The organism is Mastigocladopsis repens PCC 10914 (genome assembly GCF_000315565.1).
Taxonomy (GTDB): Bacteria; Cyanobacteriota; Cyanobacteriia; order Cyanobacteriales; family Nostocaceae; genus Mastigocladopsis; species Mastigocladopsis repens.
The window spans coordinates 5188394-5214086 of the sequence record NZ_JH992901.1 but is presented as its reverse complement, the minus strand read 5'-3'; the positions used below and the strand labels follow the sequence as shown (position 1 = coordinate 5214086).

Annotated in this window: 19 protein-coding genes; 7 read left to right on the top strand and 12 right to left on the bottom strand. The window is 44.9% G+C overall.

What is annotated here, in order from left to right; genetic code table 11:
- Positions 1–48 precede the first annotated feature (48 nt).
- Both ubiE and MAS10914_RS0125175 read right to left on the bottom strand, forming a co-directional pair.
- Positions 49–744 (bottom strand): bifunctional demethylmenaquinone methyltransferase/2-methoxy-6-polyprenyl-1,4-benzoquinol methylase UbiE, encoded by a 696-nt coding sequence (ubiE, locus tag MAS10914_RS0125180; protein WP_017318718.1) that lies wholly within the window; start codon positions 742–744, stop codon positions 49–51.
- Positions 745–870: 126 nt separating this feature from the next.
- Positions 871–1839, bottom strand: a complete 969-nt coding sequence (locus MAS10914_RS0125175) for a response regulator (RefSeq protein ID WP_017318717.1) — start codon at positions 1837–1839, stop codon at positions 871–873.
- 477 nt (positions 1840–2316) lie between these two features.
- On the opposite strand from MAS10914_RS0125175, the gene MAS10914_RS0125170 reads away from it, so the two are divergent.
- Positions 2317–3393, top strand: coding sequence for a RuBisCO accumulation factor 1 (locus MAS10914_RS0125170; protein WP_017318716.1), 1077 nt, complete (start codon positions 2317–2319; stop codon positions 3391–3393).
- An 800-nt stretch (positions 3394–4193) separates the two neighbouring features.
- Here MAS10914_RS0125170 and MAS10914_RS0125165 read toward each other — a convergent pair.
- Positions 4194–4433: a hypothetical protein gene (locus MAS10914_RS0125165; protein ID WP_017318714.1), complete on the bottom strand. Its 240-nt coding sequence runs from the start codon at positions 4431–4433 to the stop codon at positions 4194–4196.
- A gap of 135 nt (positions 4434–4568) precedes the next feature.
- Positions 4569–7037: an ATP-dependent Clp protease ATP-binding subunit gene (locus tag MAS10914_RS0125160; RefSeq protein WP_017318713.1), complete on the bottom strand. Its 2469-nt coding sequence runs from the start codon at positions 7035–7037 to the stop codon at positions 4569–4571.
- Between MAS10914_RS0125160 and MAS10914_RS34640 the strand changes: the two genes are divergently transcribed.
- Positions 7009–7164 carry a hypothetical protein gene (locus MAS10914_RS34640; RefSeq protein WP_198015074.1) on the top strand — a complete coding sequence of 52 codons (156 nt, stop codon included), beginning with the start codon at positions 7009–7011 and terminating at the stop codon, positions 7162–7164. The two genes, MAS10914_RS0125160 and MAS10914_RS34640, sit on opposite strands and share 29 nt — an antisense overlap.
- Positions 7165–7598: 434 nt before the next feature.
- Here the strand turns inward: MAS10914_RS34640 and rimI are convergent, their stop codons facing one another.
- A complete protein-coding gene (gene rimI / locus MAS10914_RS0125155; RefSeq protein WP_017318712.1) occupies positions 7599–8117 on the bottom strand; it encodes a ribosomal protein S18-alanine N-acetyltransferase in 519 nt (172 codons plus the stop codon).
- Between the two features lie 90 nt (positions 8118–8207).
- Between rimI and lysA the strand changes: the two genes are divergently transcribed.
- The 3 genes from lysA (at position 8208) to MAS10914_RS0125140 (ending at position 11441) form a co-directional block, all read left to right on the top strand.
- On the top strand, positions 8208–9674 hold the full coding sequence (gene lysA / locus MAS10914_RS0125150; protein ID WP_017318711.1) for a diaminopimelate decarboxylase: 1467 nt from the start codon (positions 8208–8210) through the stop codon (positions 9672–9674).
- A 94-nt stretch (positions 9675–9768) separates the two neighbouring features.
- Positions 9769–10695, top strand: coding sequence for a diadenylate cyclase CdaA (gene cdaA, locus MAS10914_RS0125145; RefSeq protein ID WP_026082802.1), 927 nt, complete (start codon positions 9769–9771; stop codon positions 10693–10695).
- Complete coding sequence (locus tag MAS10914_RS0125140) at positions 10692–11441, top strand: isoprenyl transferase (protein WP_017318709.1); 750 nt, start codon at positions 10692–10694, stop codon at positions 11439–11441. The genes cdaA and MAS10914_RS0125140 overlap by 4 nt, the downstream gene beginning before the upstream one ends.
- 100 nt (positions 11442–11541) lie before the next feature.
- Here the strand turns inward: MAS10914_RS0125140 and MAS10914_RS0125135 are convergent, their stop codons facing one another.
- The 4 genes from MAS10914_RS0125135 to dnaK form a co-directional block, all read right to left on the bottom strand.
- Complete coding sequence (locus MAS10914_RS0125135) at positions 11542–11814, bottom strand: DUF3143 domain-containing protein (RefSeq protein ID WP_017318708.1); 273 nt, start codon at positions 11812–11814, stop codon at positions 11542–11544.
- A gap of 45 nt (positions 11815–11859) precedes the next feature.
- Positions 11860–12381 (bottom strand): J domain-containing protein, encoded by a 522-nt coding sequence (locus MAS10914_RS0125130; RefSeq protein ID WP_017318707.1) that lies wholly within the window; start codon positions 12379–12381, stop codon positions 11860–11862.
- 153 nt (positions 12382–12534) lie between these two features.
- Entirely contained in the window at positions 12535–13530 is a 996-nt protein-coding gene (locus MAS10914_RS0125125) for a DnaJ C-terminal domain-containing protein (protein WP_017318706.1), read from the bottom strand.
- A 231-nt stretch (positions 13531–13761) separates the two neighbouring features.
- On the bottom strand, positions 13762–15885 hold the full coding sequence (gene dnaK / locus MAS10914_RS0125120; protein ID WP_017318705.1) for a molecular chaperone DnaK: 2124 nt from the start codon (positions 15883–15885) through the stop codon (positions 13762–13764).
- A gap of 117 nt (positions 15886–16002) precedes the next feature.
- Between dnaK and MAS10914_RS0125115 the strand changes: the two genes are divergently transcribed.
- Positions 16003–16848 carry a M28 family peptidase gene (locus MAS10914_RS0125115; RefSeq protein ID WP_017318704.1) on the top strand — a complete coding sequence of 282 codons (846 nt, stop codon included), beginning with the start codon at positions 16003–16005 and terminating at the stop codon, positions 16846–16848.
- Positions 16849–16999: 151 nt separating this feature from the next.
- Here MAS10914_RS0125115 and MAS10914_RS0125110 read toward each other — a convergent pair whose 3' ends face one another.
- Complete coding sequence (locus tag MAS10914_RS0125110; RefSeq protein ID WP_017318703.1) at positions 17000–17929, bottom strand: bestrophin family protein; 930 nt, start codon at positions 17927–17929, stop codon at positions 17000–17002.
- Positions 17930–18049: 120 nt separating this feature from the next.
- Here MAS10914_RS0125110 and MAS10914_RS0125105 point away from each other — a divergent pair, with 120 nt between their 5' ends.
- A complete protein-coding gene (locus MAS10914_RS0125105; protein ID WP_017318702.1) occupies positions 18050–21796 on the top strand; it encodes a hydantoinase B/oxoprolinase family protein in 3747 nt (1248 codons plus the stop codon).
- A 54-nt stretch (positions 21797–21850) separates the two neighbouring features.
- On the opposite strand, the gene MAS10914_RS0125100 is transcribed toward MAS10914_RS0125105, so the two are convergent.
- Entirely contained in the window at positions 21851–24481 is a 2631-nt protein-coding gene (locus tag MAS10914_RS0125100) for an HD family phosphohydrolase (RefSeq protein ID WP_026082801.1), read from the bottom strand.
- A 218-nt stretch (positions 24482–24699) separates the two neighbouring features.
- Positions 24700–25632, bottom strand: a complete 933-nt coding sequence (locus MAS10914_RS0125095) for an ADP-ribosylglycohydrolase family protein (RefSeq protein WP_017318700.1) — start codon at positions 25630–25632, stop codon at positions 24700–24702.
- Positions 25633–25693: the final 61 nt, after the last annotated feature.

Genomic DNA, 25693 nt, shown 5'->3' with positions numbered 1-25693 from the left:
TATCAGTTAGTCGTTAGTAGTTATTAGCTAGTCACTACTAACGACTAACTACTCAGCTTTCGTTATCACTAGCACTCCCATCATACCGTTCGCAATGGGGTAGTGTGTTGCTGTTGCAAAACCAACTTGACGAGCTATCTCTCGTTGCTCCTTTCCTGTGGGAAAGCGGTCTAAGCTGGGACTGATGTAGGCGTATTCTTCCTTGAGACCTAGATGATTGGCGACTGGAACAACAAGATTGTCCAGATACCACTGCTGAAAGGCACGCTTTTGAGGACTGCTGGGACGATGAAAGTCTAAAATTGCGGCTTTAGCACCCGCTTTAAGAACGCGGTGTAACTCTTTCAAACAGCGGGGGATATCTGTTACATTTCTTAAACCATAGCCCATTGTTGCGGCATCAAATTTATTATCTTCAAAAGGTAAGTCCAGAACATCAGCTTCCACCCAAGTGATGCTGGGTTGGGGATACTGGCTTTGAGAACGTTTTTTGGCAATTTCTAGTAATTGTGCAGAAAAATCCACTCCATACACCTGTCCGGTTCTTCCTACACGCCGCGCCAGCCGGAAAGATAAGTCTCCACTACCGCAACACAAATCAAGACTTGTATCTCCTGGTTTGGCTGTACTCCATTTCACTGTCATTTCCTTCCATATGCGGTGTTGTCCCAGACTCAGCCAATCATTTAACTGGTCATAAACAGGAGCAATGCGGTTAAAAATAGTACGAATTTCACTAGACATCGGTCAAGGGTTAAGGGTCAAGGGTCAAGAGTCAAGAGTCAAGAGTTTTACTTTGAACCCTTGACTTTGGACTTTTGACTATTTTGTAGGTTGATAGTAGCGAGTACAAGTGAGTGCGATTACCCTTTAGGACACTGCGCGGAGTACAATCGCCACCAGTTGGGATGATAAATGAATGAATTTCAGGTCATCTTGGCGCAAATTGCAGGGTTGTTTCCACTGTAGTGATAACACCGCTAACACTTCGTTGTGATAGGTTATCGGAATCACCAGATGTGCTTCAACACCGTTAGCTGGGTAATGAGCGACACCAGCCAATTTTTGGTCGTTAGGTACATTGACCGAGACTTGCATTTGGTGAGTGGCGATTGCGCGGAGCGCAGCGCCCTTAAGGGCGATCGCTTCGGTTGTGAGTGGGTCTTGAGCTAGCCAGTTTTCTACAGTACCTGTAGTACTGTAAGTCCCTTGCTTTGCAACTAAGGCATTACCTTCTACTAGCTGGAATATACAACCATCAGCCGCACAACTTTTACCAAATATCCTAGCGATGGGGTTGAGAGTTGCCTCTAAAGTGGGAGAGTTTTGAGTAAGCTGCACTAAAACACTCAGCAGCGACACTTGAGCAGTCGCACGGCGCAATTCTTCTGTTCGTTGCTTGAGCAAATCATAGGTTTGAGCCGCCTGCTGAACCACCGCCTTCAACTCCCCTGGGTTCCAGGGTTTGGTAATATACTTGTAAACTTGTCCTGCATTAATCGCCTCTACCAAGTCTTCAATATCGGTAAAACCTGTGAGGATAATTCTTACGGTATCCGGAAACTGAGGCACAGTCTTGCTGAGAAATTCTGTTCCCTTCATTTCTGGCATTCGCTGGTCTGATATGATAACAGCGACTTCTCCTTCTGCTGCCAACACTTGCAGAGCGTTCATACCACTGTCTGCTCTTAGGACGTTAAAGTCGCGGCGGAAGGTGCGGTAAAGCAAATCCAGATTATCTTGTTCGTCATCCACTACCAAGATTTTCTGCTTTTTCGGTTTCTCTATAGTCATTAATTGACACCCAATCTTATCTAGTTCCAGAAATTGATAATCCATAAAAGCAATCCTTTAAATCTTCATCTTGTTGTTATATTCAATACCAAAATGGATTAAAATATAACACGTTCGGAAGCAGTAGATACTTAATATTAGGTTTTTCTATTGACTCTTAAAACCTTTCTTTATAATTTTTCCAACAATAATTTTGACTGTTTTAAAATTATTTGTGCGGGTAAATACCTAAATAAAACAACGATGAACTGTCTTTTTTATCGATAATCTATCAATCGGCTTGACAGTAGAGTATTAAAGTATATGCTTTATGCAGCTAGGAGTTGACTGTTTGACAATACAATAAGACTTGCTGCATAAGTATAAACCGCCTTCCCTTGAAGCTTGTTAGTGGATTATGACTCAATACCGTTCAGATAAGACCAAAACAGTTATCAGCACGGCAATGTAGAGACGCGCCATGGCGCGTCTCTACACCTCAGCGAATCTCACCAAAAATCCTTAACTGAACCGTAGTGGATTATGACTGACCTACCACCCAATGTTCAAAATTCTGATAACAACGATGTGGCACCATTGCTGCAAAAGCTCAGACAAAAGCAAGGTACCTGGGTGGAATGGGGAATTGCCATAGCCCAACTGCAAAAACTCGGTTATGATCCCCAAGCTATTTTTGAAGCAACTGGATTTGAGCCGATGCAACAAAACCAAGTTATTGTTGGCGCTCAAGTTTACAATTCTATAGAAAAGGCTGGTGCATCCCAAGCAGTGCGATCGCATTACACCACACGTGGAAGTGATGTTTTATACGAACTGCGCCTGCTGACCCAAGATGAACGCGCCGCAGCTGCGGAACTCACCTTCCAACAAAAACTTGACGTTGATGAGGCGCGCGAAGTCGCCAAAGCAATGAAGGATTTTTCCCGCTTCCGTACTTTACCGGAGGGATTTGAAAATCATCCGGGAGATGCAATAGCTTATCAATGCTGGAAACTAGCCCGCCAAAACTCAGACTTACAAGAACGCTCCCGCCTCATAGCCAAAGGTTTACGTTTTGCTCACTCACAAACAGCAAGGAAACAAATCGAACAGTTGTTGACTGATTTTACAGTCGTACCTAAACGTCCTGCTCCCTTGTTACCCTTTTACCGATTGGAATCAGAGGCAGAATTGCCGCGTATCATACCAGTGGTGGGTGAGTTGCCATTGACACCAAAAGACCTGAAAGCAGTACCTTTAGTAGAGGAGATAGAACCATTTCGTCTGGTTAAGTTTGCTGGAGAGCAAGCTTGGGTACCGTTACCAGGTTGGCAAGTTTTGTTAAGTGCAGAAGATCCGGTGGTGATTTTGTGCAATAGCGATCGCTTTCCCAACCAAACACAAAATCTCGCTGAATCTGTGTTGGTTGTCATAGACCGGCAAGAGCGAGAATGGGACGCTAGCAGTTATTTTGTGGTTGATAACTCTGGTGAATTAGAGTTTCAATGGTTTGAAACAGCACCGGAAATTCCTCTACTTGGTAAAATCATTGTGATTGTGCGACCGAAGAAGATTTTGGATGAAAATCTGACCAAGGATTCTTGGCAAATCGACGAATAGATATAGGTTTTAAAAAGTAAAAAGAGAATCCCCATAAATAAATGCGGGGGGATTTACAACAGCAATTCCTGAGGGAGTAAGCAGCCTCATATAGAATTGGTATGAGCAGTTTATAGCGATTCCCATATTCGTGAGGTGCAGGAAGAAAGAATTAACCGCAGATGGACAAGGCAGTGCGTTGCGGTGAGGCAGTCCGGTCTTGGTGGTTTCCCCAAAGAGGAACTGCCGAACCCGAAGGGAGGTTCCCTCCGTTGTAGCAACTGCCGTGCAGATGGACGCAGATAAATTTGTACCTCACCAGACTAGGAAACGCTATAACTCTTTACTGTTGTTCCATTCTTATGCAGTGCGTCAGGGTACGGCTGTCTTACTTTCTTATTTTAAAGGATTGATTATTTCTAGCTTATTAAATACGATTAAACCGTCTTGCATATCTTCAGAAAAAAGAATACGAGTATCTGCATATAAAGCAGTAGCTACAATCAAACTATCCCAAAATGAGAAATGATATTGAGTTCGCAATTGCGATGCTGTTAAGAGAATTTCTTGATTTATCTCTATAACTCGATATTTTATATAATAAAGATTTAATCAAGTTTTCTATTTGCTGCTCATTCAGGATTGATTTTTTGAGCAGATTAACGCAAACCTCACTAATGACTTGAGTACTTGTTACTATCACTCCCTCTTTGCTTGATATCAAATATCGAGCTTTCTCATGTCTTTTGTCAGTTTAAGTGCTAGTTATTAAGGCATACAGCCATATGTTTGAATCTAGAAAACAGAGAGACTGTGAAGGTTCACTCATAAATCTCATCTCGTTTTAATGGCTGAAATTCCTCAACTTGTAGGGGATTCTTTAACAGTTTATCAATCAAGTCTTCTACGGGAGCATTTTCTTCTGGTTTCAGCAGAATAACTTTAATACTTTTTTGTGTGACGAATTGTGATTTGTATTGCTCGGGTATTTCGATAAAGCCATTTTGGATATTAGCTTGAAATTCTACAGCAAACATAGCTAGCCTCTGAGAAGAACTCATCTTGTCTTATTATAGAACTCGCTTCCTTCTGAAATGAAATACAAAAAAAGGTAGAGCAGTTGCATACTCTACCTTTTATTCAAGGAGTGAAGAAATATTTAATCTTCTTTCTTCTTTCTTTTTTCTTCTTTGTTTCTATTCAACGACAGGGGTCAACAATTCCCGGCGCTGTTCCGCTCTCACCGTCACATTGCCAGTATCATCTACATCAACTATGGCTGTATCACCCTCCTTGATGCGACCAGACAGAATCTCTTCGGCGAGGCTATCTTCTAACAAGCGCATAATTGCTCGACGTAATGGTCTTGCGCCGTAGCTGGGGCTGTAACCTTCTTGGATGAGGCGGTCTTTGAATCTGTCGGTAACTTCCAGTGTGATGCCTTTTTCGGTGAGGCGACCAAACACTTCCTTGAGCATGATGTCGGAGATTTGAGAGACCTCTTCTTTGCTCAATTGACGGAAGACGATGATTTCATCCAGACGGTTGAGGAACTCAGGACGGAAGTACTGCTTGAGTTCTTCGTTAACCAGAGATTTAATCCGGTTGTACTGCGCTTCTGTTTGATCTTCTGCAACATCGAAGCCAAAACCGCTACCACTCTTCTCAATCACCTTAGAACCGATATTGGAAGTCAAAATCAGTAAGGTGTTCTTGAAGTCTACGGTGCGACCTTTAGCATCGGTTAAGCGTCCGTCTTCCAGAATTTGCAGCAGCATATTAAAGACATCGGGGTGTGCTTTTTCGATTTCGTCGAACAGCACGACCGTATAAGGACGACGCCGCACGGCTTCGGTCAATTGACCGCCTTCGTTATATCCGACATAACCAGGAGGCGAACCAATCAACTTGCTGACGGTATGGCGCTCCATGTATTCCGACATATCTAAGCGAATCATCGCCTCTTCAGAACCGAAGAAGTAAGAAGCCAAAGCTTTCGCCAACTCGGTCTTACCCACACCTGTGGGACCCGAGAAAATGAAGCTCGCAATGGGTCGATTAGGATTCTTCAAACCGACACGAGCGCGACGAATTGCCCGCGAAACCGCTTTCACAGCATCTTCTTGACCAATCAAGCGCTGATGGAGCGTGTCTTCCATGTGCAGCAACTTCTCGGATTCGGATTCGGTGAGTTTGTTCACCGGAACTCCAGTCCAGGAAGCGACAATGTGAGCAATGTCTTCTTCGGTTACGACAGGTTCGTCACCTTCAGTACGAGTCGCATTGGTCTTGGTTTGAGCAATGGCGCGAATTTCGGCTTTGATTTCCATCTCGCGATCGCGCAATTCCCCAGCTCTGTCGAAGTCTTGAGCGCGGACTGCATCGTCTTTTTCTTTCAAAATCTGACGCAGTTCTTTGTCCAACTCTTTCGCTGCAGGGGGCAGTTGGGAGTTAATCAAGCGAACTCGGCTTCCTGCTTCGTCAATCAAGTCGATTGCCTTATCTGGGAGATAACGATCGCTGATATAACGGTCAGACAACTTCGCCGCTGCGACCAAAGCTTCATCGGAGATTTTCAGCTTGTGGTGCTGTTCGTAGCGATCGCGCAGTCCGTAGAGAATTTCAATCGTCTCATCTACTGATGGTTCACCGACCATGACTGGCTGGAAGCGACGCTCTAGGGCTGCATCCCGCTCGATGTGCTTGCGGTATTCATCTAGAGTTGTGGCTCCGATACATTGCAATTCACCTCGCGCCAAGGCTGGTTTGAGGATATTTGCTGCATCGATTGCGCCTTCTGCCGCACCTGCGCCAATTAAGGTGTGAACCTCGTCAATCACGAGAATGACATTGCCCGCCTGACGAATTTCATCCATGATTTTCTTCAGGCGTTCTTCAAATTCACCCCGGTACTTGGTTCCTGCGACAAGTAAACCGATATCCAGAGTTACCACACGCTTGTCTTCCAAGATGTCAGGGATATCTTTGTTGGCAATGCGTTGTGCTAAACCTTCGGCGATCGCGGTTTTACCTACCCCTGGTTCCCCAATCAGCACAGGATTATTTTTTGTCCGGCGACCCAAAATCTGAATCACCCTTTCAATCTCTTTGGCGCGTCCCACTACTGGGTCGAGCTTGCCGTCGGCTGCCATTTGGGTTAGATTCGAGCCAAACTCGTCCAAAGTAGGGGTTTTGTTCCCGCGTGGTTGACCACCCGCACTCACCTCAGCTGTTTCTCCCAGCATTCGGATCACTTGGGTTCTTACCTTAGACAGATCCACCCCTAGGTTTTCTAGCACTCTGGCTGCTACACCTTCCCCTTCTCGGATTAAGCCCAACAGCAGATGCTCGGTGCCAATGTAGTTATGCCCTAATTGGCGCGCTTCTTCCAAGGATAGTTCCAGTACCCGCTTTGCCCGTGGCGTAAACGGAATTTCCACAGCAACAAAGCCAGAGCCTCGACCTATGATTTTTTCTACCTCAATCCGAGCGTCTTTGAGATTGACGCCCATAGACTTCAGTACTTTAGCCGCTACTCCGGTACCTTCTCCAATCAGACCCAAGAGGATCTGCTCGGTACCCACGAAATTATGCCCAAGACGGCGAGCTTCTTCCTGGGCTAGCATTATTACCTTTATGGCTTTTTCTGTGAAGCGTTCAAACATATGGCATTCATCCCATCACCTGCGTCGTGCCGGTACGCTGATTTTAGCACAGGCTAAACTGGCGGATGCCTGTATAAAGAAAATAGACATCCGACACGAGTTACCCAGGCTTATGGGCGATCGCTAAATTTTTATGACTTTTCTTTACTTTTGTTTACTTTTGGGCGGCCAGTGTGCTGAGGAGTGTAACCTGGTTTACCTTTTTTAGGTTTGACCACGAACAATTGATGGCTAGATTGAAAAATTTTTATTCAATCCCAAAGAAAAATTTTTATCATATTACAGGGTTCTTGTCAAGAAGATTTTGAACTTTATGATAATGTCTTATATAATGGAAGACGCTAAATTGTAGAGTCTAGCGCCTGCCTCCTACACAAGAGCAATGCTTGCACTCCGCGTGCCCTTTGCGCTTAGCCTTTAAAGGGAGAGTAAGACTGTTCTCCCCTACAGCTCTATTGCATTCAATCGAAAATCGTTATAAATAAAACAAGAAAATAAGAAATTGAATAAAAAGCTAATCTAATACTAATGATGGATGACTAATGACCAAGACGCTTTTGTTTAATGGTCATTAATAATGATGTACCAATTATCTAAAGTTTGTTGAAATTGCGGCTGTTGCAAGTCTGGTAGCCAAAGTATCAGGGCGTCCTCATCGTTATCCTTGTAGTAGCGCCGCCGACGTCCAGCGGTTTTGAAGCCAAATTTCTGATATAAAGAAATTGCCGCCGAGTTGGAAGCTCGCACTTCGAGGGTAGCTCGCTCCAAGCCGCGATCGCAAGCAGTCTTTAGCACAGAATATAGTAAAGCCTGTCCAAAACCTTGACGTTGGTATTGGGGATGAACCGCCAAAAGAGTAATGTGTGCTTCATCTAAAATTGACCAAAAGCAACCGATTCCCAGTACTTTGATGACACAGACAGGGGAAAATAAACCAAGTAAATCACTGTTAGGACTATCTAACTCTCGTTGGTAGGCATCCATTGTCCATAAACCGCCAAAACAGGTTTTGTCTAGTTCTAGCACGGCAGTTAAATCAGCTGGAGTTAGATGTCGGATTTCTAATTCTAATTTGCTCACACTTGTTTGTAATGGTACAAGCCCTTTGTAAACTGGGAATCGGAGGACTTACTCACGCCCGTAATTTAAACAAGGACAACTCTTATAGTTATGGTATCGACACACCCTGCTGGGGTTCAATATTCTGGTAGTCAGTATTTGCCACAAGCAAGCACTACAAACACAAGTCTTTCCCCAAATCAGGAACTTCTGCCGTTGACAGCCAGAATCAACACTCATGACCATCTGGAAATAGGTGGCTGTGATGTTACAACCCTAGTTCAGCAATTTGGTTCACCGTTATATATTTTAGATGAAGAAACCCTGCGAATAGCTTGTTCCCAGTACCGGGACAACTTCCAGCGCTACTACAAGGGTGAATCTCAAGTACTGTACGCTTCTAAAGCGTGGAGTTGCGTGTCTGTTTGCGCGATCGCTGCATCGGAAAGTTTAGGAATAGATGTCGTCTCTGGGGGCGAACTCCACACAGCCCTGAGTGCGGGTGTAAGCCCCGATAAAATCTACTTCCACGGCAATAATAAATCTCGCCAAGAACTGATTTTTGCCATTGAGTCTGGCTGCACCATTGTTGTGGATAACTGGTATGAGTTGCATACCTTGGTGGAGATAGCAGGGGAAGTAGGGGAAGTAGGGGAAGTAGGGGAAGTAGGGGAAGACAAATTAATCTCTTTATCTCCCTCCACTCCCTCTTCCCCCATCCGCATTATGCTGCGGCTAACACCCGGTATTGAATGTCACACACATGAGTACATTCGCACGGGACATCTGGATAGTAAATTTGGCTTTGATCCCAATCAACTCGATGAGTTGTTTACTTTTGTAAGTCAACAATCTGTCGTTAACTGTGTAGGGTTACACGCCCACATAGGTTCCCAGATTTTTGAACGCCAACCGCATCAAGATTTAGCTGGGGTGATGGTGCAGTGGATAAGTAAGGCTGCTCTTTACGGTTTATCAATCAAAGAGTTGAATGTGGGAGGCGGCTTAGGGATTAAGTACACAGAATCAGACGATCCACCTAGCATCGAAGAGTGGGTCAAACCGATTTGTGAAGTGATTCACCAAGCTTGTGCAGCAGCAAATTTGCCTTTGCCAAAATTATTATCTGAACCAGGACGTTCCCTGATTGGAACAGCTTGTGTGACAGCATACTCTATCGGCTCTTCCAAAGTCATTCCAGAAACACGCACCTACATAGCAGTTGATGGGGGAATGTCTGATAATCCACGCCCAATTACTTACCAGTCAGTGTATCGCGCTGTTGTTGCCAATCGATTGTCTGCTCCATCTACAGAAACTGTAACAATTGCCGGAAAGCATTGTGAATCAGGAGATATTGTAATTAAGGATGCCCAGGTACCAAAAACTGAACCAGGGGATATTCTCGTAGTCATGGCAACTGGTGCTTACAATTACAGTATGGCATCGAACTACAACCGCTTGCCTCGACCGGCAGCTGTTATAGTAGCGAATGGCGAAGCAAATTTGATTTTGCAACGCGAAACTTATCAAGACTTAATTCGACAGGATTGTCTACCAGAAAGGCTCAAAAGTTAGTCATTAGTCATTAGTTATTAGCTAATAACTAATGACTAATGACTGTTAAGTGTTGACTAACTTTATTAAAGGCAAAGGGTTAAATCCAGATGTCATGGGAGATTGGTGGACGCAATGGCTGATAAACCTAGGAAGGTCACAGTCTTTGCTTGTTGAGACTCTGGATATTGTGTTAGTACTGGCGCTGACGTACATGATACTAGTTATTATTAGTGAGCGCCGGACACTGTGGATGGTGCGAGGATTTATTATTTTGATGTTGGCTTCAGCAGTCAGTAGCAGATTGCAGCTACAACTGCTCAACTTTGTGCTAGAGAAGTTAGTGATTGGTTGTGCTGTCGCAATGGCGGTTGCTCTCCAGTCAGAGTTTCGCCGCTTTTTGGAACAATTGGGACGTGGCGAATTCCGGCAGTTGTTTCAACCGTCCCGTCTAGCGGTACCTAAATCTGATAGTGTAATTGATGAAATTGTTGATGCTGTTAAAGAATTGTCAAAAAACCGGATTGGAGCTTTGCTAATTTTGGAAACCACTGGTCCTATTGATGAGCGGGATTTTTCCGTGCCAGGAGTAAAGCTAAATGCCGAAGTTTCAAAGGAACTTATACAGACAATTTTTCAGCCGAAAACTTTATTACACGATGGGGCGACGTTGATTCGTGGCTCGCGGATTGTGGCATCAGGTATAATTCTACCGCTATCGGGACGTACCGCTTCGCGCCAGTTGGGAACACGCCACCGGGCGGCAATGGGAATTACTGAGCGCGTCGAAAATTGCATTTGTGTCGTTGTATCAGAAGAAACGGGTTCTATTTCCTTAGCGGAACGGGGAACTCTCAATAGACCACTGACTACTACGAAGCTGAAAGAGTCATTAGAGGCTCGATTTTCCCCAACTGTAGATCGGGAGGCTGTTGCTCCTGGTTTATTGAGCTTGGGTCGTCAGATTCGTGGTAAGGCACTAGCACTGATTTCACGTTTACTTGGATTACCATCGACTGCTTCGCGACGAGATAAAAAATGACAGCACAACACACTGAACTGCAAGAGTTGCCCCCTGATTTAAAACGAGAACTATTGCCCAAGCACGTTGCGGTGATTTGTGATGGCAATGGTCGATGGGCCAAGCGTCGAGGACTCCCCCGCTTTGTAGGACATCAGCGGGGAGTAGATGCGCTGAAAAATTTACTTCGCTGTTGTGATGATTGGGGAATTGGGGCACTCACAGCTTATGCTTTTTCAACTGAGAACTGGGGAAGACCCACCGAAGAAGTCGATTTTTTGATGACTCTATTTCAGCGTGTTTTGCGCCAAGAACTGCGGGAAATGATGGAGGAGAATGTTCAAATTAGATTTGTGGGTAATTTGAGCGCCTTACCTCATCCGCTTCAACAAGAAATTGCTCGTTCAATGGAAGAAACGAAGAACAATCGCGGTATTAAATTCACAGTCGCGACCAATTATGGGGCTAGACAGGAAATTTTACACGCATGCCGTACAATTGCTCATAAAGTAAAGCAAGGTACACTCCAACCAGATGAAATTGATGAGGCGACTTTTGAACGTCACCTCTACACTGAGGGAATTTGTGACCCAGATTTATTAATCCGTACGAGTGGAGAAATGCGGGTCTCGAATTTCCTTCTCTGGCAAATAGCTTATGCAGAAATTTATATAACTGAATCTTTCTGGCCCGATTTTAACCGCAATGAATTTCATCGTGCTTTATGCGCCTACCAGCAACGGAACCGGAGGTTTGGCAAAGTTTAGGAATAGGTAGTGGGTAGTGGGTAGCGGGTAGTGGGTAGTAGGAAATGCAACTACCTACTATCAACTACCTACTATCAACTACCTACTATCAACTCCCTAGTTATGGTCCTGAAAAAACAGCTCGTTCTATATCTTGTCGGCTGAGGGAATACTTGAACGCGCGTTGGATATCTTGCCCACCTTCTCCAACTTGGAGATATCGCACGATAATTTGCTCGATATCCAGCCAAAGTTCCGCTTGCCAAGCAGGTCGCTGAATATGCCAGCAATGCAGTTCTTTTTCATCTTGTTCGCAGCCTTGCTCTCTCAGCCAATGTTCAATTTGGGGGAGAGGATGGTTATATAAGGGGGTTTCAGAGGAAGGAAGAAGCATAAACAATACAAAAAATTATCAAAATCAAAAAAATTTTATTTTTAATTAACTTAATAAGATAGGGGGTGTTGGTTGAGAAATACTGATATCGCGTTGTTGTACTGCTGGGGTATTTTGTAGCAGTTGCGTTTGGAAGGCAGCCTCACCACGGGTTAAACCGATCGCGATCACTAGCAGCAAGCAAGTTAAAAATGTCAGTCCCAGAATAAACAAAGCAAAGATTTCGCCAGTTGAGAGGGGGCGATCGCTGGCATCAAGGTAAGCTGATTTCGACCAGTCGTAGGAATAGGAAACAGGATGATTCAAGTCGGGGGGTGGTTGGATCACCCCAAAGCGCGAATAACCAATTTTCAGGTCGTAGCTAAATCTCCGTTCTGGACTGCTGAGGGTGGCGTACGCCTCGTTAAGTTGCTGAAATTTGGCAGTAGCTACAGGAGTGGGCAATTTTGTCGTATCTGGATGATAGTGCTTGCTCAGTTCCCGGTAAGCGCGACGGATTTCGATTGCCGAGGCGGAGGGATGCAGTCCTAGCAGGGAGTAATAGGTCGGTTCGCTGCTTTGTGGCATTGCCCCATTCTTATTCACGGCTGTTTGAGTCACTTGGCGATAAAGTTTTTTCTAATATTCTAAACCCAACCAACTGCCCAGCAGATGATTGGTAGTTGGTAGTTGTATTTTCTACTAACTACTATCCACTATCCACTAACTACTAACCACTACCTATTTCACTAAATCAGCGCGGGGTTTAAAGGTTTCTATCTGCCGTAACTTTTCGTAAAGTTCACGTTCTTGCTGACTAATATTTTTTGGAGCAACTATCTGAATTTCCACCAATTGGTCACCACGTTCGCCATTTTCCTTAGGGTAGCCTTTGTTGGCAAGGCGGAAGCGTTGACCAGACCTGACACCTGGGGGAATAGACATTTTCACTGGTCCATCTAGGGTTGGTGCTTCTACCTGTCCTCCCAAGACTGCTTCAGTAGGAGTCACCGGCACCTGAGTGTGTACATTTGAGCCTTCTATTTTAAATAAAGAATGAGGATTGACAGTAATTTTTAAGTATAAATCGCCACTATTGATTCCTTGGTTTTTCAGGCGGATAGTTTGACCTGTTACCATACCTGGAGGCATATTCACTTCGAGCGATCGCCCATCTTCTAGGCGAATCCTCTCCGATCCACCTCTATAAGCTTTTTCCAGTGGCAGGGTCAATCTTGCTTCTATATCCCGACGAGTGGGTCGGGAGTTGACTGTATATTGAACTTTTCTGTTAGGTGAACTAAACGGATCGCTATTAGCGCCATTGGTGGAGTTTTCGTTTCTATTGTCTTTGCGAACCCCTACACCAATGACTTGATTAATAAAACTATCAAAATCAGCATATTTCCCTGGATCTACCTCTTGAGGACTACTACGACCGTTAGAGCGATTTTCCCAAGTTTTAGCTCCTCGTGATGCCTGTTTGCCTCCAAAGCCTTTTTGTTCCCAGAAACGGCTAAACTCGTCATACCGTGCGCGTTTCGTTGGATCGCTTAGGACTTCATAAGCCTCACCAATATCCTTAAATTTTTCCTCTGCAGCTTTGTTTCCTGGATTAAGGTCTGGGTGATACTGACGCGCTAACCGTCGATAATTCTTTTTAACTTCTTCATTTGTTGCCTCTTTAGGTACTCCTAAAATCTCGTAGTAATCGCGAAAATTCTGCAAATTTGGCATACTTCAGTTGTTTATCTTTAAATTTTTAGATTTTAAATTTTTTAATGGTAGTTCATTAATTATTGAACTACTCACTAATTACCTATTACCAAGTACCAGGTCCCAAATCCGAATGCCGAATCAACCTCTTTATCTTTCATTCCATCTGTAAGGCGTCATTTTAAGGGTTAGGGGCAGGGTTTCTGGCCAGTGAAAGTTATAGCCCCATTTCCAACAAATATCTAGAAGATGTCATAACCAATCATCATCCTCATCGTCCCAGTTATCCTGGTAGCTAGGACGGGGTTTGCGTGAAGAACCGCTGTCGTAGGAGGAACGACCTCCTCTGTCATAGTCCCTGTTATAATCTCTGTCGTAGTCTCTACCATAGTAATCGCGATCGCCCCTGTAGGGCGGGCGTTCTGGGCTATCGCCTCTTGGACGGCTCCCTCCAAGAGTATCGCGGTACGTCTCCCTTGGAGATTCGCGTTCCCTTTCCTTCTCGCCGCCAGTGAAGATGTCACGGATAGTACCGAACAGGTCGTCTTCTTCGTCGTCTACGTAATACTGGCGGACTTCCCGATTTAGCTCATACAAAGCATCTTGCAGGTCAGCGTAGGCTTGGTCAATGCCTCTGTCATCATTGGCTTGTAAACTCTCACGCAGTTCTCGGCAGATATTATCTATTCTTTGACGACGGCTGCGGGCAAATTGCATCCCGAAATCCAGCGCCACTTCTCTAAGTTGTCGTTCTGCTTGTATAATCAATGCCTCAGCACGAGTGCGTTTTTCTACTCGTTCTTTACGTTCTCGGTCTATATCGGCGTATCTCTCAGCATCCTGGATTGCCTGCCTGATTTCTGCTTCGTTTAAGGTAGAAGCGCCTTGGACTGTGATACTCTGCTCTCTCCCTGTGGTTCTATCGAGAGCCGTTACCTGTAAAATGCCGTTAGCATCTATATCAAATGACACCTGAACTTGAGGTACCCCGCGTGGTGCTGGTGGGATGCCATACAGCTTGAACCGTCCGAGGGACTTGTTATCTGCTGCCATCTCGCGTTCGCCTTGGACAACGTGGATTTCCACGGTGTTTTGGTTATTTTCTGATGTGGAAAAAATGTCAGAACGACGGACTGGTATGGTGGTGTTGCGGGGAATGAGTTTTTTCATCACGCCGTTGACGGTTTCTAATCCCAGAGATAAGGGCGTGACATCCAATAGCAGCACATCCTTGAGTTCGCCAGCGAGAATACCCGCTTGTATTGCTGCACCCACCGCTACAACTTCATCAGGATTGACGTTTTGGTTGGGTTCTTTGCCAATCATTGCCCGTACAAGCTGCTGTACCATTGGCATACGCGTGCAACCACCCACCAGCACAACTTCATCAATGTCTGCAGGTGTTAGACCAGCATCTTTCAGTGCGCGTTTGACTGGAAGGCGCACCCGTCCAAGTAAGTCATCGCACAAACCTTCAAACTCAGAACGAGTCAACCGAGTTTCGAGATGTTTGGGACCCTCTTCTGTGGCGGTGATAAAGGGTAAATTAATCTCGGTTATACTGACGGAGGAAAGTTCAATTTTGGCTTTTTCCGCCGCTTCCATCAGACGTTGTAAAGCTTGGCGATCGCGTCTTAAGTCTACTCCTTCGGTTTCCAAAAATTTCTCTGCCAACCAATCGACTATTTTTTTGTCAAAATCATTACCACCAAGTTGCGTATCTCCACTAGTGGCTCTGACTTCAAATACCCCATCGCCAACATCTAGAACCGACACGTCAAACGTGCCTCCACCCAAGTCAAATACTAATATGGTTTCGCTGTTGCCGCGATCTAACCCATAAGCTAAAGAAGCAGCGGTGGGTTCATTGAGAATCCGCAGCACTTCTAAACCTGCTATTCTACCAGCATCCCGTGTTGCCTGTCGTTGGGAATCATTAAAATAAGCTGGTACGGTAATGACTGCCCCTGTCACTGGTTCACCCAGGTACTTACTGGCGTCTTCTGCCAACTTCTTCAGCACCATCGCAGAAATTTCTTCTGGGGCAAAATCCTTATCGAGGCGGGGACAAGAAATTTTGATGTTACCAACCTCGTCTTTACGGATAGTGTAGGGGACTCGCTTTGATTCTGGACTTATTTCGGCATACCTGCGCCCAATGAAGCGTTTTACGGCGAAAAATGTATTTTGTGGGTTGAGGACGGTTTGCCGCCGTGCCATTTGCCCAACAACTCTTTCGCCTTCCTTACTAAAACCAACAACGGAGGGAGTTGTTCGCATTCCTTCTGCATTGGCAATGACCACCGGCTTGCCACCCTCCATGACGGCAACTACTGAGTTGGTTGTACCCAAGTCAATGCCGACTACCTTGCCCATGCGTTACTGTTCTCCTATAGTGTCTTATAAATGAATTCGTTTAGAACTAATGCTTGATTTATTGTATCTTGCTGTTGAGAATTACATGGTCAAACAGTGTTCAGTGCTAGTTAATTTGTGAATCTGAAGAATCAACTGGAAAATCACCTCACATCAATAGCCCGCGAACGTGATCCTTATCTGGCGACTGCTGGACATTTTTTTGTCCAAGAATACATTCGTCAACAACTTGCACAATATGGAAGTGTGGAAATCCACACCTTTAGAGTCGGGAACCAAACCTGTGAAAACCTCATATTGAATTTACCTTCACAAGGTGAGCCACAAAAGGGATTGCCACCAATTTTAATTGGTGCCCATTATGATGCAGTACCTGGAACACCAGGGGCTGATGATAATGCCACGGGTGTGGCGGTTTTGCTGGAATTGGCAAGAATGTTTGCTACCGAACCGACAAAACATCCCTTGCGGCTAGTAGCTTTTGATATGGAAGAATACGGTTTACTAGGTAGCACTGACTATGCAGTTAAGCTAAAGCAAGAACAGCAACCACTACGCTTAATGATTTCTCTAGAAATGTTGGGCTATTGCGCTGCGACTCCAGGTTCTCAAAGTTACCCTCCTCCTCTGGAACGCTTTTACCCAAATCGTGGAGATTTTATTGCTTTAATTGGTAATTGGCGGACAACTCGTGACTTAATTTGTATTAGCCGCAGTATTCGTAAAGTTGGTGTACCGAGTCAGTGGCTACCAGTACCTAACAGAGGTTTAATCGTTCGGCAGACAAGACAAAGTGACCATGCGCCTTTTTGGGATGCAGGTTATCCAGCAATAATGGTAACAGACACGGCATTTATGCGAAATCCAAACTATCATAAACCCAGCGATACTATTGATACTTTGGATTTAGATTTTCTCACTGGTGTCTGTCAAGGTTTGGAAAGCGGTATTCGGCGGTTATGAAAAGGGGTTGAGGAGAACTCAGGACGCAGAATTCACAAATCAGAATATCCCCACGGCTTCGTACCTTAATTATCACTCAGTCGTACAAAATTCATGCTGAGTTCTGTGTTCTGACTTCTGAGTTCTTTCTTAAGTCAAAAGAATTTTTTTACTAGTTACTTTCTTTCCCACTCACGATTTCCTTTTCTGTGTAAGAGTAAACGCTGGGAGTCAGGCTGATTAAATCTTCGATATTACGTTTCATCGTATTGCAAATTGCATCTAATGGCAAATCGTTAGTATCGTGACCAAAGGGGTTTTCTATCTCAACACCGATAGCTTCAATGCCGAACAAAGTAAAACTAATCAAAGCAACAATTAAACCCGTCCACCAACCCAGATTGTGTACCAGTTCAAAAGGTAGCAAGAGGCAATAAAGTAACAACAATTGCTTCAGATGAATGGCATATGCTAGTGGCATGGGAGTCTTTAAAATGCGTTCGCAAGCTCCTAAACTATCAACTAGACTATTCAAAAGTTCTTGGTTGGATATCAACTGGTAGTTATTTAGGCAATTGCGGTTGTACTGGTGTTGTAAATAATCTCCAATCCAAAAAGCGACCTCTAGGGGAGGATTATTCATCGTCTTCAGCGTGAGGTACTTAGAGGATGCCATGAATTCTTTTAACTCACTATTTACAGCTTCTCCCCGTAAATGTAATTTAGTTGCCACGGCAAAAGCGACTAATAACCGCAAAACTGAAATTTTATTTTCTCTATCCTCTGGGGTGATTTCATCTACTGATACCCAAATTTGCCGCGCTAAATTTCGGACTTGATTTACGATATTACCCCAACATTTTCTTCCTTCCCAAAAGCGTTCGTAAGCTGTATTGGTGCGGAAAACCAGTAATAAACCTAAAACAATACTGGGAATAACACTTTCTAAAATTGGTTGAGATACAGGCAGTCGAAAATGGTAAAGTATAGAAATCAAAAAACCAAAAATCCCACACCAAAAAACACGTTGATAAATTGCTGTGATAATTGAACCCTTAAGCTGGAAAGCCGTTTGCAACCATTGTTTTTTTTGCACAATCATGCAGCTACCTTAGAGGAATATTTAATGAACCGATAAAGTTAAGCATCTAAAGTAAGCATCTGATACTTTAATAAAAATAATAACCCTGAACTTAGCATAACTGGCAACGAGGAATCTACCATGACTGCGGTATCAGCATCTTCTTCCCGTTGGGAATTTTGGATTGACAGGGGGGGTACATTCACTGATATTGTGGCGAAGCGTCCTGATGGGCGGTTGGTCGTTCACAAGTTGCTATCAGAGAACCCCGAACGCTACACCGATGCACCAGTCCAAGGAATTCGGGAGATTTTGGGAATTCCATCTGAGGCGCCGATTCCAGCAGATCAAATTGCGGTGGTGAAGATGGGAACTACTGTGGCGACGAATGCACTACTGGAACGAAAGGGCGATGCCACAGTGTTAATTATCACCAAAGGATTTCGGGATGCATTGCGAATTGGTTATCAAAACCGTCCCGATATCTTTGCCCGTCAGATTATTCTGCCAGAAATGCTATATGAGATGGTCATTGAGGTAGAGGAACGCTACAGCGCCCTGGGGGAAGAATTTATTCCCGTAAATCTCGACGCTGTTCGTCCCCAATTGCAAGCGGCATATGATGATGGGATTCTTTCCTGTGCCATAGTTTTTATGCACGGTTACCGCTACCCGGAACACGAGAAGCGGGTGGCAACCATAGCAAAGGAAATAGGATTTACCCAAATCTCAGTATCCCACGAAGTCAGCCCGTTAATGAAAATAGTTAGTCGAGGCGACACCACCATCGTAGATGCTTATTTGTCGCCAATTCTGCGTCGGTATGTAGATCAGGTGGCGAGTCAGTTGAGAGGAGGGGGAGTTGGGGGAGAAAATACTTCCTCCACTTCCCCATCTTCCCCCACTTCCCCATCTCCGCACTCCCCAGTTAAGCTGATGTTCATGCAATCCAATGGGGGACTAGCGGATGCTGAGAACTTTCAAGGCAAAGACAGTATTTTATCTGGTCCGGCTGGCGGTATTGTTGGGGCGGTGCAAACCAGCCTCATGGCAGGATTTGATAAGATGATCAGCTTTGACATGGGTGGCACATCTACAGATGTCGCTCATTACAATGGTGAATATGAACGCACTTTTGAAACGGAAGTGGCTGGGGTGCGCTTGCGTACGCCAATGATGGCAATTCACACCGTGGCGGCGGGTGGCGGTTCGATTTTGCAATTCGATGGTTCGCGGTATCGGGTAGGACCAGAGTCAGCAGGGGCAAATCCAGGACCTGCTTCTTATTCTAAGGGTGGTCCGCTGACGGTGACGGATTGCAATGTGATGGTTGGCAAGTTACAACCTGCATTCTTTCCCAAGGTGTTTGGACGAAATGCTGATTTGCCCTTGGATGCAGAGGTGGTACGGCAGAAGTTTATCGAGTTGGCAGCGTCTATCGGTGATCATCGCACACCGGAAGAGGTGGCGCTGGGGTTTGTTGCGATCGCAGTTGAAAAAATGGCGAACGCGATTAAGAAAATCTCGCTTCAGCGTGGTTATGATGTTTCGGAATATACTTTGTGTTGCTTTGGCGGTGCAGGGGGGCAACACGCTTGCTTGATTGCAGATGCGTTGGGAATGAAGCAGGTGTTTATTCATCCTTACGCTGGGGTGTTGTCGGCTTATGGCATGGGTTTAGCGGATGCACGGGTGATTCGTGAAAAGGCGGTGGAAAGTGTTTTGAATGAGGGGTTGGTGTCGCAGTTGAAAGGTGTGTTGGTGGAGTTGGAGGAGGAGGGGAAGAAGGAAACGTTCGCGCAGCGTGTCCGGAGGACATACCGCCAAGACGCAGAGGGCGCAGAGGAAGGAGAGATTGAGAGTTTACGAAAGGTGCGTCTTAAGTATGAGGGGACGGATTCAGCGTTGGTAATCGATTTTGGTGATGTGGGGGCGATGAAGTCTCAGTTTGAGGAGTTGCATCGTCAGCGTTATGGGTTTGTTGCGCCTGAGAAACGGCTGATTGTTGAGGCGGTTTCGGTTGAGGTGGTGGTTAAGAATAATGTGCCAGTGGAAGCAGTGGTTTCACGTAAGAATCCTGAAAAGCCAATAACGGTTGATACTGTGCAGATGTACACTGCTGGTGCATGGCATTCAACTCCAGTTTATCAACGAGATGATTTGCAACCGGGTGATTGCATTTCTGGTCCAGCTATCATTGTGGAAGCAACGGGTACGAATATTGTAGAACCGCATTGGCAAGCCCAATTAACTCCACGCAATCATCTGGTTTTATCTGTTGTCAGTGATCAGGCGTCAGTCGCGAAGGACAAAGCGACGGACGTGGACAAAAGACAAAAACCCGATCCAGTGATGCTGGAAATTTTCAACAATTTGTTTCGGGCGATCGCCGAACAAATGGGCATCACTCTACAAAATACCAGTTCCTCAGTAAATATTAAAGAAAGGCTGGATTTTTCTTGTGCAATTTTTGATGCTTCTGGACAATTGGTAGCAAACGCGCCTCACATTCCCGTGCATCTCGGTTCCATGAGTGAAAGCGTGCAAGCTTTGATATCTGCTTATGGCGACACCATCAAACCTGGGGATGTCTTCGCCTCAAACAACCCCTACAATGGCGGGACTCACCTCCCCGATATTACCGTTATTACCCCCGTTTTCTCTACCTCCCCCCCTTCCCCCACTCCCCCCACTCCCCTCTTCTACCTCGCCTCACGCGGACACCATGCAGATATTGGCGGTATCACTCCCGGTTCTATGCCACCAAACAGCATAAGTGTAGAAGAAGAAGGCATTTTACTTGATAACTTTCAGTTGGTTGATGGGGGGAAATTCAGAGAAAAAGAACTTGTTGAATTAGTTACCAAAGGTACTTATCCAGTCAGGAACATAAAAAATAATATTGCCGATTTAAAAGCACAAATTGCGGCAAATGAACGTGGTGTACAAGAACTCCATAAAATGGTGGAACACTACGGATTAGAAAGTGTACAAGCTTATATGGGATTTGTACAAGATAATGCCGAAGAATCGGTGCGTCGTGTTATTGAGGTTTTGAAAGATGGCAGTTTTCACTATTCTTTAGATGATGGTAGTGTTATTCAGGTTGCAATTACAATTAACCGCCAACAGCGTAGCGCCAAAATAGATTTTACTGGAACTTCGCCGCAACAACCTAATAATTTCAATGCCCCTGCTGCGGTGTGTAAAGCAGCAGTTTTATACGTTTTTCGGACGTTAGTAAATGATGATATCCCCTTGAATGCAGGTTGTCTGAAACCTTTAGAAATTATTATTCCTGAAGGGTGTATGTTGAATCCCCGTTATCCTGCTGCTGTGGTGGCGGGAAATGTGGAAACTTCTCAAGCCATTACCGATACTTTATATGGTGCGTTGGGTGTGTTGGCCGCATCTCAAGGAACAATGAATAATTTCACTTTTGGAAATGAACGCTATCAATATTATGAAACTATTTGTGGTGGTTCTGGTGCGGGTGCAGATTTTCATGGTACAGATGCAGTGCATACACACATGACAAATTCCCGTCTGACTGATCCAGAAGTATTAGAATGGCGCTTTCCCGTACTTTTAGAAAGTTTTGCAATTCGTACCCAAAGTGGTGGAAAAGGACATCATCATGGGGGAAATGGTGTGATTCGTCGCCTGCGTTTTCAAGAGACAATGACTGCGGGGATTTTGTCTAATCACCGTGTTGTTTCGCCTTTTGGTTTGCACGGTGGTGAAGCGGGTGTAGTTGGGAGAAATTATGTTGAAAGAAGTGATGGAACTGTTGAGGAATTGGGTAGTAAAGCTGTGGTGGAAATGAATTGTGGGGATGTGTTTGTGATCGAAACTCCAGGAGGCGGGGGATATGGTTTTTCTACTTAGCGCGGTAGATATTCCCCAGCACTAGGTTACAGGTTTTTCCTTTCTCCCTGTACCCTACTCTCTCACTGTCTCCTGTTCCCTGTCACCTGTACCGTGTCCTCTTAACTTTGGGTAAGCAATGCGCTTATGGTGGAATTGCTGCCAAACTTGCACGAAAATTTCAGCAATTTGGCTCATTTCCTCTCGTGTTAACCCAGAATCTACCAGTTGATTGTCTTGCCATCTAGCACGAAGAATATTATTTAACATTGCCAGGGCTTTTTCTGGAGTGGCGTCTCTAAGCGATCGCAGCGCCGCTTCGCAGGTATCTGCTAACATGACGATGGCGGTTTCTCGTGACTGGGGAATTGGACCATCGTAGCGAAAATCTGCCTCGTTGACTTTTAAACTAGGATCCGAGAGCGCCATTTGCTGTGCTTGGTGATAGAAATAGGCAATTTGCATCGTTCCCTGATGTTCTGGAATAAAAGCTTGAATTGAGGATGGTAAACTGTGCTTCCGTGCCATCACCAAGCCTTCACTAACGTGCTTTTTGATAATTTCCGCACTGATCCAGGGGTCTTTAATTTCTGTATCGTGTTTATTCGGTTCCCCCATTTGATTTTCAATAAATGCCATGGGGTCGTGCATTTTACCAATATCGTGGTATAATGTGCCTGCTCTTACAAGTTCGACATTGCATCCTAGTTGTTTGGCAGCTGCTTCGGCAAGGGTAGCGACAAATAAGGTATGCTGAAAGGTTCCGGGAGTTTCAGTCGCCAGTCTTTTCAATAAGGGACGGTTGGGGTTGGCTAGTTCTGCTAAACGGATTGGGGTTACTAAATCAAATAGTTTTTCTAGATAAGGACTCAACCCCATCCCCACGATGCTCCACACTAAGCCCGATAAAGCAAATAATGCAGTTTCTTGTAGGATGATGTAGTACGAAGGAATGCCAAAAGCTGCACTCACCAAGAGCTTGAGGATCAAGTAAACACCACCCTCTGTTGAGGCGATCGCAACACTAAGAAGTGCTAATTCCTCACGCGATCGCAACTTTTGTGCTACGCAACTGCCCAAAAATCCCCCAGATGCACCCGCCAAAAGCGCAATTTTACTCATTTCTAGACTTATGGGTAGCAGGAGCGACAGCAGCCCAATCACAGTCACGCCCAAAGTTGGTCCGTAGAAGCTACCTAACAATAAACCCACGGCGCTCCAGGTGGTATACCGTGTACCCATCATCAGTACCAGTGGTACACTTAGGGTGAGCAGCAACACCAACAGGCGATCGCTGTGCCGCAATCGGCATCTAATTCGCCGTTCTACAAAGGCAAAAACACCAACACACCCACTGACAGCGCTCCCTAACTCTATCAATCCCAGCCAATGAATTTCGCGCTCAATCAGGTGATAATGCTCCAGTACGTCAAAGTTCCATGCGGTAATCGTCTGTCCCAGGTGGACAATCACCTCACCTTTGTGTACAGTGACCATCACGGGTTCTACCTCAGCAGCTGCCTTTGCAGCCATAAGTTGCGTTCTTAATTCATCTTTTTTAAGATTTGGCTTAAGTACGGCTAACAAAAGTTGGGTAGCCAAGGGTTCGGCGTCTTTTGGTACCAACGTCTGCACTTGTAGGCTGACTGCATCTTGGAGAATGTTTGGCGGTAGTCCGGGTGAAATACCTTGGGTAAGAATTCGCTTGACACTTTGCTGGATTCCCACTTGGGTTTTCGCCCAATCCTCATCTGACAAGTCTATGAGGGATGTTTCATCGTACACTGTTTCTGGTTTAGCAGTTTTGATCTGTGTCAGTTTGGTCTTTGCTTGAGCGTATCTCTGCCGTACTTTTGCAATTTGAGCGATGAGTGAGGATAACTTTTGCTGGGAAGTTGTTTGGCGGTAAGCTTCTAATTCCGCCACTGCTTGTGTAAAGTCTGGGTTTTGGAAATCATTTTTTGAGTCTTTAGTTGCGTAAGAAGCTGAAACTGGGGGATGTATTGACGCTTGGTGTGATGTGGAGACAATCAGTTGCGGTGATGCTAAGACAGAAAATTTTTGACTCTTCTGCTTTTGAGTTAACAGTCCTAGCTTCTGCTTACCAGTATTTTCTACAGATAACAGTAGTGCTTGCCATTCCCAATGGGAACAGGAGCGTAGGTAACGCTGGGTAGAGACGGATAAAACGAAAGTATCAAAAAAAGGAAAAGACCCTACAGGGGTACGAATTTCGTTACCCTCTTCCAGAATCTGTTGTAAATTTTGCTTAATTTCTGCATTGATTCGTGCATCTACCATGAGCAATGGTAAGGAGCTTGTGGTTGCGGTTTTGCGTATTTCCTCGGTTTTTTTCTTATTCTCAATTCTTGCAGTTGCTGGTGCTTTCATCGTCTGTGGCGCGACTGTCCCCACTTGCAATTGGGGTTGGTTGTATAACTTCTGCCCCATAACCCCTGTCAGAAAGACAACGACGATCGCGAAAACAATGGGGGAACGCTTTCCTCTCACCCAACGCGAACCGACTGGGTAAATACCATTTTTATCTTTGACCGATTGTGTCATTGAGCTTGACGCTCTTACTATTGAGTATCCGTCTTTGGCACTTATTTTTGATAAATGCACATGACGGCGTAGTACTTTGTACTGTCGCCGCCAGAAAGTCAATTTCTGGGTCAAGGACTGAAAAAATTGCTGCGTTTTCATCACCTATGACCGCAGTTGTTTACTTTGAGAGCTTAAAACAAGACAATCCGGAGCGGGAACATACTTGAAGCCGATTTGCCACAATAGGTACCTACATATTTTGATTTAAGGTTTCTTTTTCAATCCTAGTATTAAAACTTACTTTCCTATATGAGATTAGGCTCCGTTTGTATTATGTAATGCTTGGCATCTAGCTACATTGACCAGTGGAAATAGCATTAGCGTGACCGAATGACGCGAGGAGCTGCTGTTGCCTGCAAGTATCCCAGACGCGGTGCAATCGCACTTCCTTCTTCGGTGACTTCATCTGGATGTGGAGCAAGGTCACACACTCCTGACCATACAGCCACAAGTGCTTCAGCTAATTTTATCATTCTCGAAGAGCCAGTCATCCCTTGTTCTGATTTTGCTTGCAAAAGCATAACCTGCCAAGTTACGGGAATACCGACCGCACTATTGTATACTCCTGATAAAGCACCAGTAATAGCACCTACAGTTTTTGAACAATTATTAATTTGAATAGCCCGCAAAACTGAAAGCCGAAAGTCTTCTATCGTACTAAGGAAGCAGTAAAAAGCCAGAGCAATACCATAACTTAACTTTTCTTCCTTACTGACTTCAGCTTGTGCCCTTTCTAACCCTGCGCTGGATTCTAACAAATGATTAATTTGTAATAATTTTTCTGGCAAGCTTGTCGGTGTTTCCCCAACAAAGGAGATAGTCTGAGAAATGAGGGTTGCTGGAGTGAGTGTTTCGGTGAGGGATTTCGCGATCGCATAGCCCACTGCCAAGATTCCATCCCGCACAATTGGGTCATGATGGCAATCCGCCGCAAGCAGCAAGTTGTGTCGTAGTTTAATCGTATTTTCGTGAAAAAATAGCGCTATAGGCAATGTGGCAAGAATAGCCCCATAGCTATTTTCTAAGTTTTTAAGTTCTTGTTCTTGGCGTTTGCGCCAATCTTCTGTATCAAATCTACCCAAAGAAATTAAACTTTCACCACCCACAATAACCAAATCACTCCAGTGCAAAGATATGACTTGCGACGTCCCTGCACCCTGTGAGTTATTTCTACTACTAGAAGCGATCTTTTCCCCAACAAGTGCGCCGAGTAAAGTGCCTTTAAACCGACTTACAAGAGAGTAGCGCATACTGCAAAAATTCTGAATTATAAATTATGACTTATTTAGATTCATAATTCATCACTCATAA